The sequence below is a fragment of the Streptomyces zhihengii genome (genome assembly GCF_016919245.1).
GTDB classification, from domain to species: domain Bacteria; phylum Actinomycetota; class Actinomycetes; order Streptomycetales; family Streptomycetaceae; genus Streptomyces; species Streptomyces zhihengii.
In genome coordinates this window covers 2,431,535-2,444,435 of the sequence record NZ_JAFEJA010000002.1, presented here as the reverse complement: position 1 = coordinate 2,444,435, position 12,901 = coordinate 2,431,535, and the positions used below count along the sequence as shown (strand labels likewise).

Sequence of the window (12,901 nt, the reverse complement as noted above, 5' to 3'; positions counted from 1 at the left end):
ACCGAAGTGGTCCGCGTCGAACCCGGTGACGTCGTCGAGGAATCCGCCCCGGCGGTTCGGCCCCCTTTGAGGCCAGGGCCGCCGGCGGGTCGGTGCGGGCGCTGGCCGCGAGCTGGTGGGCACGAACGACAGTGGAGTCGACCGAGATGTCCCAGTCGATCTCCCCGGCTGCGTCGGCCTCGGCTTGCACCTGCTGGAGCAGGCGTTCCCACGTTCCGTCTGCTGACCGCAGGCGGTGACGTTCATAGACGGTCTTTCAGGGGCCGAACCGTTCGGGCAGGTCACACCACTGAACGCAAGTCCGCACCCGGTGCAGAATCACGTCGATCACCTGCCGGTGATCCCACCACCTGCCACAACGCCTGTTGCTGACTGGCAGGAGCGGCCGCAGCCGTCACCACTCTGCATCACTCAGATCACCCCGCCCCATGTCCACATCAACGACTCGGGCGCGCAGTAGTCACATGATCGGCCGGACAGGCTTTAGCTGACCGAGGGCGCCCCGGGCGCCGGGGCCGGCGGCTGAGGTCAGGACGTGTCGCCGGAGTAGTAGAAGCGGCAGCTGACGCCGGGGCCGAAAGTGCGGGGCTCGTCGGGCTGGGGGTCGTACGGCGCCCGGCCACCGGGCCAGCTCGGTGGTAGGGCGACGCCAGCGTCGACTTCCTCGGTGCGCCAGCCGTGGAGCTCTCCCCCGCCCCGCCCCTCCCTCGCCCACGGCCACCCTCGACGGGGCCGGCAAGGCGCCTGCGCCCACTGCACCGGCCGCAGGCTGCCGCCCCGCCCGTAGTCCGGCCGGGCAGCCCCGCCCCCTGGCGCAGACCCTGCTAGCTCAGATACTCCGGGATGCCCTCTCGGTCGCAGGCCCAGCCGGCGCGTCCATGCCCGGTCAGCCGAAGACGACCGAACGGACCTTCAGCCTCTCCGATGCATTGCCGGTGCTGGGGCGCAGACGGAAGGACTCTCCTTCGCAGTTGGAGTCGGTAAAGACCGTGGCCCAGCTGTCGGTGCGGTTGCGCGGGGTGTGGCCGGGCTCGGGGTTCTCCTGGCCGACACCCGGAAGGTTGATGCACTCGCTGTCGGGCGGGTTGTTGAGGAAGCCGGTGGCCTCGTACCCCTCCACGGTGACGTAGTCGTAGCGGAACTGCCCTGACGCCGCGGAAGCAGGCGTGACACAGACGGCGAGCAGAGCGGCACCGAGAATGGTGGTAAAGCCAGAACGCAAACGCATGACCAGGTCCCTCTTCTGACGGGTTCGTTGCCGCTGCGATCATTGCCCCAGCGGCACGCCGATACAGCCCATATCACTCGTAGGCATGATGGCGAAACGACCCTGCACCCGCCGAGCGGGCGCACGGAGAGGCGCTCGCGAGAACGAGCGCCACGTATACATGATCTTCTCTTGGCCCGCTTTGCGGAGCGCGGGCACGCCCGCGGGGGCAGGAGCGCGTGGCGGGAGAACAATCTGCAGTGCGGCGGGTCTGCCCGGCAATCCGGCCTGGCGGCGGAGGAGCAGCCGCCGTGGCGCGTGGGAAGCGGGCGGAGGCTGGGGCGAGCGCGGCGTCAAGCGTGGTGTTGCGGCGCTCGCCCATTACGTCGAGCGGGAAGGCCCCACGGTGGTGCCGAGGGGCTGGTGCGAAGACTTGCCGGACGGCACGATCGTCCGGCTCGGGGTATGGCTCTCCAACGCCCGCTCACGGCGTGTCGGGCTGAGCGACGAACAGCTCAGCCGGCTCGCGGCACTCGGCATCGACTGGGTCTGAGCGTGTGGGGTGCTCGCGGGCCCGGCGTTACGAGCGCCAGCGGCCAGGAAGCCAGGGAGCCGGGATGTGCCGCCCGTCCTGCCAGCCGCTCCATCGGAGGCGGTGCAGCGCGCCTACGCCTCCGACCCGGCACTGGCCGGCATGCGCATGGACTTCACCGACCTGATGCGCCGCACCGCAGCGGTGACCACCTCCGGCCTCCTCGCCCGCCAGGAGGCATCCAAGGGCAACTCGACCGCCTGAGCGCCACGCAGGTACGAGGTGCACCCCGGGAGACGGTAGCGCGAATCAGTGCACCTGCCGCCCGGGGTGCGGCTGCTGCTGATCGCTCGCCCGCCGCTACAGCCTGCAACGCTGTAAGCCCGCCCCAGATCTGCCTCAGATGGCGATCTGGCAGGCGGGTTCGCGACTTCGGCACTCCGAGATCCGCGAACACGCGCGCTCCGGTCTGGGACGTCCTGGTGCACCCCCAGCACGGGAGCGTCCGAGGACGCCGGTACACGAAGAGGCGCCAGCGCCTGCTCGACCTGGTCGGCGGCCTCGGACCCCCGATCCAGGCGCTGCCGGCGATGGTCTGGTACGAGACCCTCCAGGCACAGGGGGTCGAGGGCATCGTGGCGAAGCGGGCCGGCGGGACGTACCGGGGCGGTGCGCGCGAGTGGCGCAAGATCCGGCACGCGGAGACCGAGGACCTGGTCGTCGGCTACACCGGTGCGCGGTCCCGGCCGCGGGCGCTGGCCGTACGCCGCCCGGACGGCGCGTCACCCTCTCCCAGCGCCTCACCGGCCCGCTCGCCGCCGCCGCGCACTACCTCCAGCCCGCCGGCGCAGGATCCCGGGGGCGCACCCACGACGGCCAGACCTACACCAGCACCCCCGTCGGCTTCCTCGTCGAAGCCCTGAGCGGGACCACCCGGCACGCCGTAGTGACCATCACCCGCGTCCGGTAGAGCAAAGCGACGGGGCCCCGGCAGTGGCGAAACCGGACGGGACCCCGCCCCGGCACGGCGGAGCCCGCCAGGCTCTGCCGTGCCGCCGGGTTCAACGAGCCGGGGACGGGCCGGACACGGCGGGTCCCGGCCCTGGCGCGGCCCGCCAGACAGGACACGTCGGGAACAGCCCGGCGCAAGTTGGGGTCACCGGGTCATTGCCCGGCAACTGCACTTTGCGGCCGCCACAGGGTGTTGGAGCGCTGGACGCACCAACCAGCCCAGTAGGTGCGGGGCGCGGCCGGCGGAGGCGGGGCGGGTAGTGGCTGGGGCGCAGACGGGGCAGTGGCCGGGGGTGCCGAGGAGTCGGTCGCGGTCGCCTTGGACTTTTCATGGCGGCGCCAGGTACCAGGCACCGCGTCACGGTGCCTACCGGCCCCCGGGGCGTCGAAGACGTTCCGGAGGCCGACAGGGATGGTGGAGACGAATGCCCTCGGCTACGGGTCGGTCGGCTGAGTGCTGGGTTCGGTACAGGTGTGCTCTGGCGTGGGTGTCTGGGTGCGTCCCTTCCTGCGTGTGTGGATCCACGTTGCTGCGGCCGCGGCGGCTGCGGCGGTGAGGAGCTGGGCGGGTAGTTGGGTGAGAAGTCCTTCGATCATGAGAGTGAGGGCGTGCTGTAGATAGGCGTTCATGCCTGGTCTCCTGCTGCGGGGTTGTGGTGGGAGCCCGGCTGCTGGGCTCGGGGAGGCTTCTACGCTCTCGGGGTGGAGGGGTGCTGGGCTAGTTGTTCGGTCTTTGACGTGGACAAGCCCGGATAGAGTCGGATTAGTTCGCGCAGCCGGGGGGTGTGGTGGGGAGAAGTACGCGTCCATGGGGGCAGCTGAGGGGGTCCACGGAGGACAACGCTGTGGCCGCCCTGTTGCGAGAGTGGCTCGACAGTGCCGGCCTGCGTGTGGATGACCTGCACAGCCGCCTGACCGCCGACCATTTCTCGAACGGCCGTGTGCCGGCTCGCAGTACCGTCTCCGAGCGGTTAGCCGGCGTGGCGCTGCGGCAGGACTTCGTCGAAGCCGTCGCCGACATCTGCTCGGCGAGTGAGGCAGGCCGTCAGCAGCTCCTTGATGCGGTGAGTGCAGTGCGTGTGCAGTCCCGCACCCCGGCCTCACCGGATGCGACGGTCTCCGAGAGCCGGCTGGTCCTCGTGCAGCAGCGATCTCTGGAAGTCTCCGACCGCCTTCTACGTGCTCTGGAGCGCCAGCAGCAGCTTGAGCGCGAGCGCAACGACGCGAATCAGATGGTTCTCATCCTGCTGGCCATGGTGGACAAACTCCAGCGGGACGTGACGACGCTCAACAGGGAACATGATCGCCTGCGCGCCTCCGTCCCGGACGAGAACGCGCAGCGCGTCTTCGAGCGCCTGGCCAAGAGCGAGCAGCAGCGTGAGACAGCAGAGGCGGAGCTGGACCGGGCCAAGGCCGAGCGGCAGAAGGCTGACCAGCTGGCAGAGGAAGCCACGGAGCAAGTGCGCCTGCTCACTGAGCAGCTCGAACGTCTGCGTGGCGGCGTTCCCGGTGATGAAGGCATCGAACCAATTGAGACGGCGGTGCCGGTGATGCGGACGCCGCTGGATGCCGAGCTCGACGACATCGACCTGGCGCTGTCCAAGGCTGCGAGTCACCTGGACGACCGGGCCGACCGCCTCGATCAACTCGCCAGCGAACTGCACTCGGATATCCCTGTGGACATCCCTTCCACCTCGGCCTCCGTGCCGGACAACTTACAGACAACTGAGCCAGTGCCCGTGCTGGCGATCACCGAGCAAGTTGTCGAACACGTCCATGCCCTGCTCGACGACGATACGTCTGGCAGTACGGCCATGATCGTCCTGCACAAGGCGGGCGAGGAGTTGCCGGTACAGGAAGTCCTGCGCGCAGCAGTCCTGATACGCGCCACAAGCACGTTCGACCCGAAGAGGCTACTGCTGCGCAAGGCAGTCGACAGGACCGAAGTGCGCGATGTGCCAGGGTTGGTTCGCTCCCTGCGTGCCGCAGGACAGGACGCAGAGCTGTACCAGTTCGTGAACGAGACGGCCCGGCTCTGGCCGGCGCACGACCTCGTCACCGTCGTCGCAGCGCTGCGCTCCGACGACCAGGACGCCGACGCCTATCGCGTACTCAGCGCCGTGGGCAGGCAGAGTCGCGCTGCCGAAGTCTTCAAGGTTCTACAGGCCCTGAATCTGCAGGACTCCGACTGGGTTCTCTCCGCAGCGGGTGACGGCCGCACTCTCGAGGAGCTGCCGGCTCTCGTGGAGGGTCTGCGCCAGCTGCGCCCCCTTGAGGCCGGCAGGCTGGCCGATGTGTACATGCGCCGCAAAGTGCTGGCTGAGCGTAGGAACGCCCTCGTTCCACGCCCGGCGCCCGCGAGTCTGCTGGCGAGCGACTACACAGACGATGAGCAGGATGACTCAGAAGACCCCTTCCACGTGCGGCCCTATGCCATGGTGGGAGGGGATGGACGGCGCCCGCGCTACAAGCTTGCCGACCATGTAGTCGTACGGACGACAACCACCGCAGATCTAGTCCGGAGCCTGCTGCCCGAGCACCAGCGAATCTGCAGTCTCTGCCAGGTTCCGCATGACATTCGCAGCATCAGTCAACGGCTGCGCATTCCCATCGGAGTCGTCCGCATCCTCGTCTCCGACCTAGCTGCGGAAGGCTTCGTAGCGCTCGACACACCGTCAGCCGCAAGCAACGCGGGGGATGTCGGCCCCACAGCGGGGTCGCCGAGTGAGTGAGCATGCGCGCCCGGAGTAGCGTGGACCGGGGCGCCTGCGGCGGTTCTCCGCGTTTTCCCCACCGCAAGAATGCCGCGGTTCCCGGCGCCCTCCGCTGCGGGGGCCGGGCGTGAACTGGGACGCCCTGGCCGCGTCGGGCCCTACGCCCCAGCGACGACGTCCACGGCCGACGCCGCCTCAAGCCGGGTGGTGGCATTGAGCCGCGTCCGGTCGATGAGCGTTCTGTGCGGTGCGCGGTTTACGTGGGCTCCGGTTGGCGTGTGACGGCCGGCCCCGGAGCCCACGACGCAGCCCCCTCGCCACCTCACACCAGCAAGCACAGGCTGCGACCCCACTGTCTCCCCCGGGGCCGTCGGCCGGCGCGCAGGGCAGGCCGCGAGTCGCCTGCCGCGCCGGGGTTTCACCCGGCGGTTGTAAGGGCCGTTCTACAGGGGCAGGCGTCCGGTGACGGCGCCGCCGGGGTCGTCGGGGAGAACGAGGCGGGCGGTGATGCTCTTGCCGACGGGCTGGCGCCGTGCTTCGAAGGCCTGCGCGACGCTCATGACGATCTCCATGCCGTGCTGGCCGACTCGGGAGGGGTCGGCCGCGCGGGCGATCGGCAGGACCGGGTCGCTGTCCCAGACCGTGATCTCGACCAGGTCGCCGACGATCCGCAGTTCCAGCAGGATCGGGCCGGGCGCGTATTTGCAGGCATTGGTGACCAGTTCGCTCACCAGCAGCTGGGTGAGGTCCATCGCCCGGTCAGAGACCGGCAGACCGTGCACGCCCTGGACGCGGGTCAAGAAGTCCGCGGCCATGCGGCGCGCGGTGGAGATACACGGTCCCTCGCCGTCCAGTGCGGCGCTGAAGGCCGGTTCACTCGTCGCCGTGCCGTTGTCGTCGGCGGGTACGGGTGCTGCCGGTTCCGTGCCGTCCATGGTCCTCCCCCAGATCTCTGCCCCGCCTACCCCCATCGGGCCCGCGCACACAGGGACACCGCCAAGACGCAGAAACGTTTCGCAGCGGCCGCTCCACGCTGGAAGGAATCTACGGAACCCCCGCCCGGCGGCACACGCCCCCGCCCGCGCCGGTTGCGCCCGGAAGTCTGAGCGTTTCGTTTCCCGGCTATCGAGCGCTTCGCAAGCCGCTTTGCATCTGCGGGGTCCTGCCAGGCCGGGACGGGTGCGAGGTCGCGGGAGCCGTCCAGGACGGGTGCGGGCAGCTTGTTCGCGGGCGCCTGGTCCTGGCACGGAGCGCGCCCGGTGTGTCACGCTGAGCGAACAAGAGACTGAGCCGGCGCCGCCAAGGCCCGGCTCCTTTGGTTTGCGGACGTTGCCCCCGCCACGGGCATCCGCAACCTGCCATAGCCGTTGGCCGCGCACCAGGTGGCCACTCGCCTGTGGGCTCAGCAACCCCTGGGGAAGGGGGCCGCCCACCATAAACATCACCACCGAGATCCGCGGCGCCAGCGCCACGCTGACGCCTTACGGCGACATCGACTTCCTCCACCTCGACCTGCTGCGCGCCACCCTGCACCAGCTGCCGCCCACCGTGACGGACGTGTCCTGGGACCTGCGTGATGCGCCCTTCGTCGACGTCGCCGCTCTCCATCTGCTCAGCACCCCGACCGGCCCGCAGCGCGTGATGCGCCTGGCCAACCTGCACCCCCAGGCCCGCAGACTCCTCACCATCGCCTGCGACCTCTTCCCGGACGCAGGCTTCGACCGCTACCTCAACACCCCCGGGGCGCACCAGGCCGCGTGAGGGCCTACAGGCCGGGAGGCTGGAGCGGCGGGCGGCGGGCGGCGGGCGGCGAGGAAGCCTCGCCACCCGGCGGAAACCATCTGGGGCGGTGGGGTGTGCGGCAGCCGGGTGACAGACCGCACCCCGCAGGGTCCTTGCCCCGTTGGAGAGAGTGGCACTGCTTTCGCCCCCGAACGGCACTGCCCGGGCCCCGTCCTACTGCCCGTTCGGACGGGGCCCGCACCCCCACCCCGCCAGACCCGAATTCGCCCTGCGCTGACCGGACGTGATCCGGCAGGAATGCCGAGGCGGTCGAGCGGACACAGACGTAATGTCCCCCCGCAGCCGGAGATCGCCACTTCAGGAGGGCAGGCATGCAGTCGCTGGCGTTCCACGGCCAGAACGTCGAGGAAGCCGTTCACTTCCCCCCAGCGTCCGACACGCGCCTCGCCTCGCTGGAGGCGGCGGCGGCGGACGTGCGGCGGACGGCGGACGGTGAACTGGTCGTGGACGCACGGTCCTTCACGGCGGACGTCACCTACGAGGCCTCCGCCCAGGACCGGGTCCTGCTGGCCACCGTCCACCGCGGCACCATGATCGACACCACCGGCGGGCGCCACGACGTCCACGAGCCCGGCGAGACCTTCCTCCTCGCCCCGCCCGGCGTCCCCACGACCGGACGAGCACACAGGGCCCGGTGCACCCTCACCCTGTTCGACGCCTCCCTGCTCACCGAAGTCACAGCCCACAGCGCACAGCCCGTCCCGGGCCGGGGGCCGGTCCGCTTCACCGGCCGGCGTCCCCTCGACGCCGGCGCCAACCAGCGCCTGGGCACCACCATCGCGTTCCTGCGCGACCACGTCCTCGCCGACCCCGACACCGCCGACGGCCCGGTCGGCACAACCGCCGCCCGCCACCTCGCCGCCGTCACCCTCGCCACCCTCCCCAACACCGCCCAGAACAGCGCGGCCGCCGCGGCCGGGGACGCCGCTCCGGCCACCGAGACCCTGCGCCGCGCCATGACGTTCATCGAGGAGAACGCGCAGCGCGACATCGGCCTCGCCGACATCGCCACCGCCGTCCACGTCACCCCCCGCGCCGTGCAATACGCGTTCAGCCGGCACACCGACCTCACCCCGCTCGGCTACCTCCGCCGCGTGCGCCTCCACCACGCCCATACCGAACTGCGCAACGCCTCCCCCGCCACCACCAGCGTGGCGGCCATCGCCGTCCGGTGGGGCTTCACCCACCAAGGGCGCTTCGCCGCCGCCCACCGCGCCGTCTACGGCGAATCACCCTCCGCCACCCTGCGCACCCCACCCTGACAGCGACCGCCCCGGCGTTGGAAGGTCGAGCGGACGATCGGCTGGTGCATGAACGCCCGCCGCAACGCACGCGACGACGAACGCCTCCCGCAGTACTCCGAAGCACACCTGAACTGGGCACTCATCACCGTGATGACCCGGCGTCTCACCCGTAAAAGCCCCGCACCAGCCAGTGGACACGCAAGACGTTGACCGTCGGCTTGGCAGCCCGGTTCCGGGCTGCTTGCTGTCGCATGCTGGCAGACTCCGAGCTTGTTGCGGGAAATGAGCTTCCGTCTCGGCACCGTTCTGCACGACGGGGAGGGCCCGCCAGCGAGCTGACGGGCCCATATCAGTCGACCTACCGGCGAGTGACCTCTACGGGAAGCCGGGCGTGCCACCGCAGCAGGCGACGGTCTGGGTCTGGTCGGCGCCGGCGAGCGGTGCCACCGCGAGCACCGCCGCCAGTGCCACGAACAAGCCGAGTACGGCTTTGCGCATTACTTCTCCTTATCGAAGGGGAACGTGGTTTAGCTCTTCGGCTGGCGTCTGCCCTTTACGGGAAGCCGGGGCCGCCGCCGCAGCAGGCGACGGTCTGGGTCTGGTCGGCGCCGGCGAGCGGTGCCACCGCGAGCACCGCTGCCAGTGCCACGAACAAGCCGAGTACGGCTTTGCGCATTTTCTCCTCCTGATCGCCGTAATCCGGTGCCGCTTGAAGCGGTCACCGATTGAGATGCGCGAAGCAGAGATTCGGTTGTGCGGGAGTTGTGGCTCATGCAAGAGCGCGCCGGAGTCGCGTTGGTCCCAAGGGGGAGTCCCAGTGCCGCCTCGGTCTCGCCGACCGCACAGTGGCGTCGGCAGCCGGGCCGCAGTCACCCACAGCGCCAGGAAGAAGACACCTGCTAAGGGCCTGAAGGTCGAAGAGCGGGCCCCGCTGGGCACACAGGACGGGACCCGCGCCGAAATGAGGGCATCAGCGGGACTCCTGGTGCGCCCCCACAGGAACAAGCGCACCAGTCACACCCAAAGGGACACGGAAGGGTGCGGCACGCGAGCAACGGCAAAACCGCTGACGCTCTCGTCTCCATGTGCCGCATGCCCACACACGGCACACCTCTATTATCATCCCGCAACCCAGGACATAGCGCCATTATTCTTGCTCTCAGTCCGAGCGCGGGGCGCCGGACGCTGTCCCTATTCCAGCCGAGTGCGGCATAGGAGATGAACGCTATGGAGGCCGTGGTGGTGGGCTACACCGGCCCCTCGGCACAGCCCCGCAAGCTCGTGCTGCGGCTGCCCAGCGAGCGGCTCGTGCTCTCCGCTGACTTGCCCAAGTCGCTGGCCCGGGCCGTAGCGACCTACCTGCCCGACCCCGGACCGGTCAGACGTCTCGCAAACGGCACCATCTACGCCAGCATCCACGAGTCGCTCATCGCCGAACTGGCGGACCGATCCCGCATCAACGGCACGGTCGAGGTCCTGCGCGTCTACTGACCGCACACCGCCGCCGGTGCGCTGCGGGAGTGAACACGACTGCGCCGCACCCCGGAATGGTCCTCATCTGTGACTTCACGCGGCACGATGGCGGCGCTGTCACATCAAACGTCTCCCCGGGTGACGTGACACGTCCCGAGGGTGCCCGCACCTCCCCGTGCGGGCATCCCGGGCACCCGGCCTGTGCGAGCAGCTTGTCCCGAAAGTGCAGAACACGATGGCCCTGGCCAGCGTCCCTCTCCCGCAGGAACCCGTCCTCGACGCCTACACCGAACACGGCGTCCAAGTCCTCATCCTCTACGGCGCCGCCGACCACGCCCACCGCCGCGCCCTGGAAACCGTCTTCACTGCCGCTTGGGACACGCGGCGCAGGCTCGTCGTCGACGTCACCCGGCTCACCTACGCCGACGAAACCCTCCACGGCCTACTGCTGGCCACCCGCACCCGCACCCGGCTCGTCCTCGCCGGCACCCTCCCACCCGTCCTGCGCCAGCGGATCGCCATCGCCGGAACGGAGCGCTTCCTGCCCACCGCCCCGAGCATCGCCACCGCCATCACCCTGGTCCGCGGCCTGTGAACCCCCGGCGGCAGACGAGCGGCTGGCGCCCGCACCGGACCGGGTGACGCGCAACCAGCCTCCAGGGCGCGGCTCGACACGAAAGCCCCCGCTGGTCAAGACAGCGGTCAGCGCGATACCGAAAGCCCGGTGCAGACCCTCCAGCTCCTCCGAGGCCAGATGGGCCTCGGCCTTCAGATCACGCGAAGGACGCAGCAGATCGTCCGGCTCCCAGCCCACCAGCAAACCCTCGCCGTCGGCATCGTCGTCGGCCAGCAGACGCAGGACGTCCGTCCCCGGCGCCGGCTCCTCGAAACCCGCCCGCTCCAGCGCCCGGGCCACAGCAGTCCTCAGATCAGACCCCACACCAGCACCCTAGGCACACGACCACGCTCCCCCGCGGCGGCATGCCCAGCACCGGCACCGGCCGGACAGCCAGAGCACTTGAAGAGGTGCGCAGCAGGATGTAGAGCATGTCCTCGATGACGAGGGGCGACCGCTGCCCTTGTCCTCACGGGCCAGCGCCACAGATGCCACAGGACAGTGCCGTGCCGGACATGGTCTGGCCCGATGTCCCGGCCTACATCGGCAGGGCCGGGCACCGGGCCAGACCGGGGCATCAGCCATCACCTGCGCGTGTACCAGCTGTCGGGATGCCCGGGCAGCTCGCCGGCCGCACCCTGGAGCTATGGCGACGCCGATAGTCGTGCACCGGCTGTCCCGGACGGGCGGCCGCAGAGTGACGCTCTCCCGCGCGGGCTGGACTGAAATCCTGGGACTCGCACACAGCGATCACGACGTGAGGCCGCGCCGGGATCCTCTATCCGGAGACCATTCTCGACAACCCACGATGGGTGGAGTGGCGTGGCGGCCGCGCCCACCAGTGGGACGCCGCGTAGGAGCGCCTGCCCTCCCGCCCCCGGCAAGGGGGCCGAGCGGGTCCGACAAGCCGGCCCGGGCCCGTGAGCCCTACGCCGCGGTGACCACGTCCACGGCCGGTGCCGCCTCAAGCCGGGTGGCGGCCTTGAGACGCATACGGGCCCTGTAGACGTCCTCGCCGCTCAGCGTCTGCCAGTACGGGTGGGTGGTGACGGTCACCGAGAGCGCGAGGCACTCCTGGCGGAGCTGGGCGACGGCAGCCTTCTGCTCGTCGCTCCACCCGGGGCTGGGCTCCCGGCCGCCGCTGATCTGGCCCGTGTGCGGGTGCTCGGTGCCGGGCCAGCCGTCATGCGGCTCTACCGACCAGGGCAGGGTGCGCACGAGGGCGGCGTGCTCGGCGGTGGCCTGGTGCAGGCGGGTCTGGGCAGCCGTGAGGTCGTCGGGGAAGTCGGAATCAGCCATACCAAGAACCCTACGCATGTTCGATTCCGTGACGCGGGTGACGCGCCGCCCAAGGGCCCCGCTCGGGTGCAGCCCCGCCGGGCCGGGGTGAGGGTAAGCGCATGGAGGCTGTCATCTCGCTCGCGCTGGCCCGGGCCGTGCCGCAGCTCCCACGCGGGCCCGGCTGGTGGTACGAGCCGAAAATGGACGGGCACCGGGTCGCGATGATCCGCACCGCGGAGTCGGTGATCCTCCAGGCGCGGTCCGGCCGGATCGTCACCTCGGTGTGGATGGACCTGGCGGTGGCCGGCATGCGGCTGCCGGCGGGGACCGTGCTGGACGGCGAGGCGGTGATCTGGCGGGACGGGCGCCTGGACTTCTCCGCCGTCCAGGCGCGGGCCAAATCCTCGGTCCCCCGGGCCCGGGCACTCGCCGAGCAGCTGCCGGCGTCCTACCCGGTCTGGGACGTCCTCGTGCACCCCCAGCACGGGAACGTCCGAGGACGCCGGTACGCGGAGAGGCGCGGTTTGTTGCTGGATCTGGTCGGCGATCTCGGGCCGCCGATCCAGGCCGTGCCGGCCACGGACGACTACGAGACGGCGATGGTCTGGTACGAGACCCTCCAGGCCCAGGGCGTCGAGGGCATCGTGGCCAAGCGGGCCGGCGGGACGTACCGGGGCGGTACGCGCGAGTGGCGCAAGATCCGGCACGCGGAGACCGAGGACCTGACCGTCGCCGGCTACACCGGCGCCCGCTCCCGGCCCCGGGCGCTCGCCGTACGCCGCCCGGACGGGGCCGTCGCCCTCTCCCAGCGGTTGACCGGACCGCTCGCGGCCGCGGCCGCGCACTACCTCCAGCCCGCCGGCGCCGGCCCCCGGGGACGCACCCACGACGGCCAGACCTACACCAGCACCCCGGCCGGCTTCCTCGTCGAAGCGCTGACCGGGACCACCCGGCACGCCGTCGTGACGATCACGCGCGTCCGGTAGGCAGCGGGACGACGGCGCCCCGACAGTTGTCGAA

14 protein-coding genes and 2 pseudogenes are annotated in these 12,901 nt (G+C 70.5%); 10 read left to right on the top strand and 6 right to left on the bottom strand.

Translation table 11 applies throughout. From position 1 onward, the window contains the following. Together JE024_RS41640 and JE024_RS38220 are read right to left on the bottom strand one after the other, a co-directional pair. Positions 1-391: pseudogene (locus JE024_RS41640) on the bottom strand (transposase); the annotation flags it as partial. A gap of 495 nt (positions 392-886) precedes the next feature. Then, positions 887-1,228 carry a hypothetical protein gene (locus tag JE024_RS38220; RefSeq protein ID WP_205378399.1) on the bottom strand — a complete coding sequence of 114 codons (342 nt, stop codon included), beginning with the start codon at positions 1,226-1,228 and terminating at the stop codon, positions 887-889. 85 nt (positions 1,229-1,313) lie between these two features. Between JE024_RS38220 and JE024_RS41635 the strand changes: the two genes are divergently transcribed. From JE024_RS41635 to JE024_RS38200, 4 genes are all read left to right on the top strand, one after another. Then, on the top strand, positions 1,314-1,760 hold the full coding sequence (locus tag JE024_RS41635; protein ID WP_307840739.1) for a helicase associated domain-containing protein: 447 nt from the start codon (positions 1,314-1,316) through the stop codon (positions 1,758-1,760). A 66-nt stretch (positions 1,761-1,826) separates the two neighbouring features. Then, positions 1,827-2,003 (top strand): hypothetical protein, encoded by a 177-nt coding sequence (locus JE024_RS38210; RefSeq protein WP_205378397.1) that lies wholly within the window; start codon positions 1,827-1,829, stop codon positions 2,001-2,003. Between the two features lie 218 nt (positions 2,004-2,221). Beyond that, complete coding sequence (locus tag JE024_RS38205; protein WP_205378396.1) at positions 2,222-2,662, top strand: DNA ligase-like domain-containing protein; 441 nt, start codon at positions 2,222-2,224, stop codon at positions 2,660-2,662. 933 nt (positions 2,663-3,595) lie between these two features. Continuing rightward, a complete protein-coding gene (locus tag JE024_RS38200; protein ID WP_205378395.1) occupies positions 3,596-5,482 on the top strand; it encodes a DUF742 domain-containing protein in 1,887 nt (628 codons plus the stop codon). 425 nt (positions 5,483-5,907) lie between these two features. Here JE024_RS38200 and JE024_RS38195 read toward each other — a convergent pair whose 3' ends face one another. After that, positions 5,908-6,399 carry an ATP-binding protein gene (locus JE024_RS38195; protein WP_205378394.1) on the bottom strand — a complete coding sequence of 164 codons (492 nt, stop codon included), beginning with the start codon at positions 6,397-6,399 and terminating at the stop codon, positions 5,908-5,910. Positions 6,400-7,021: 622 nt separating this feature from the next. On the opposite strand from JE024_RS38195, the gene JE024_RS41630 reads away from it, so the two are divergent. Together JE024_RS41630 and JE024_RS38185 are read left to right on the top strand one after the other, a co-directional pair. After that, on the top strand, positions 7,022-7,225 hold the full coding sequence (locus tag JE024_RS41630; protein WP_244883561.1) for a hypothetical protein: 204 nt from the start codon (positions 7,022-7,024) through the stop codon (positions 7,223-7,225). Between the two features lie 353 nt (positions 7,226-7,578). Continuing rightward, a complete protein-coding gene (locus JE024_RS38185; protein WP_205378393.1) occupies positions 7,579-8,529 on the top strand; it encodes an AraC family transcriptional regulator in 951 nt (316 codons plus the stop codon). 357 nt (positions 8,530-8,886) lie between these two features. Here JE024_RS38185 and JE024_RS42035 read toward each other — a convergent pair whose 3' ends face one another. Together JE024_RS42035 and JE024_RS42030 are read right to left on the bottom strand one after the other, a co-directional pair. Then, positions 8,887-9,009 carry a hypothetical protein gene (locus JE024_RS42035; RefSeq protein WP_280521592.1) on the bottom strand — a complete coding sequence of 41 codons (123 nt, stop codon included), beginning with the start codon at positions 9,007-9,009 and terminating at the stop codon, positions 8,887-8,889. 55 nt (positions 9,010-9,064) lie between these two features. After that, positions 9,065-9,187 carry a hypothetical protein gene (locus JE024_RS42030; protein ID WP_280521591.1) on the bottom strand — a complete coding sequence of 41 codons (123 nt, stop codon included), beginning with the start codon at positions 9,185-9,187 and terminating at the stop codon, positions 9,065-9,067. 542 nt (positions 9,188-9,729) lie between these two features. On the opposite strand from JE024_RS42030, the gene JE024_RS38175 reads away from it, so the two are divergent. From JE024_RS38175 to JE024_RS41625, 3 genes and pseudogenes are all read left to right on the top strand, one after another. Continuing rightward, positions 9,730-10,002 carry a hypothetical protein gene (locus tag JE024_RS38175; RefSeq protein WP_205378392.1) on the top strand — a complete coding sequence of 91 codons (273 nt, stop codon included), beginning with the start codon at positions 9,730-9,732 and terminating at the stop codon, positions 10,000-10,002. A gap of 205 nt (positions 10,003-10,207) precedes the next feature. Beyond that, on the top strand, positions 10,208-10,579 hold the full coding sequence (locus JE024_RS38170) for an STAS domain-containing protein (protein WP_205378391.1): 372 nt from the start codon (positions 10,208-10,210) through the stop codon (positions 10,577-10,579). Between the two features lie 667 nt (positions 10,580-11,246). Beyond that, positions 11,247-11,457 (top strand): annotated as a pseudogene (locus JE024_RS41625) (hypothetical protein). A gap of 70 nt (positions 11,458-11,527) precedes the next feature. On the opposite strand, the gene JE024_RS38165 reads toward JE024_RS41625, so the two are convergent. Beyond that, entirely contained in the window at positions 11,528-11,899 is a 372-nt protein-coding gene (locus JE024_RS38165) for a DUF8825 domain-containing protein (RefSeq protein WP_205378390.1), read from the bottom strand. 101 nt (positions 11,900-12,000) lie between these two features. Between JE024_RS38165 and JE024_RS38160 the strand changes: the two genes are divergently transcribed. Then, entirely contained in the window at positions 12,001-12,867 is an 867-nt protein-coding gene (locus JE024_RS38160; RefSeq protein ID WP_205378389.1) for an ATP-dependent DNA ligase, read from the top strand. Positions 12,868-12,901 lie beyond the last annotated feature (34 nt).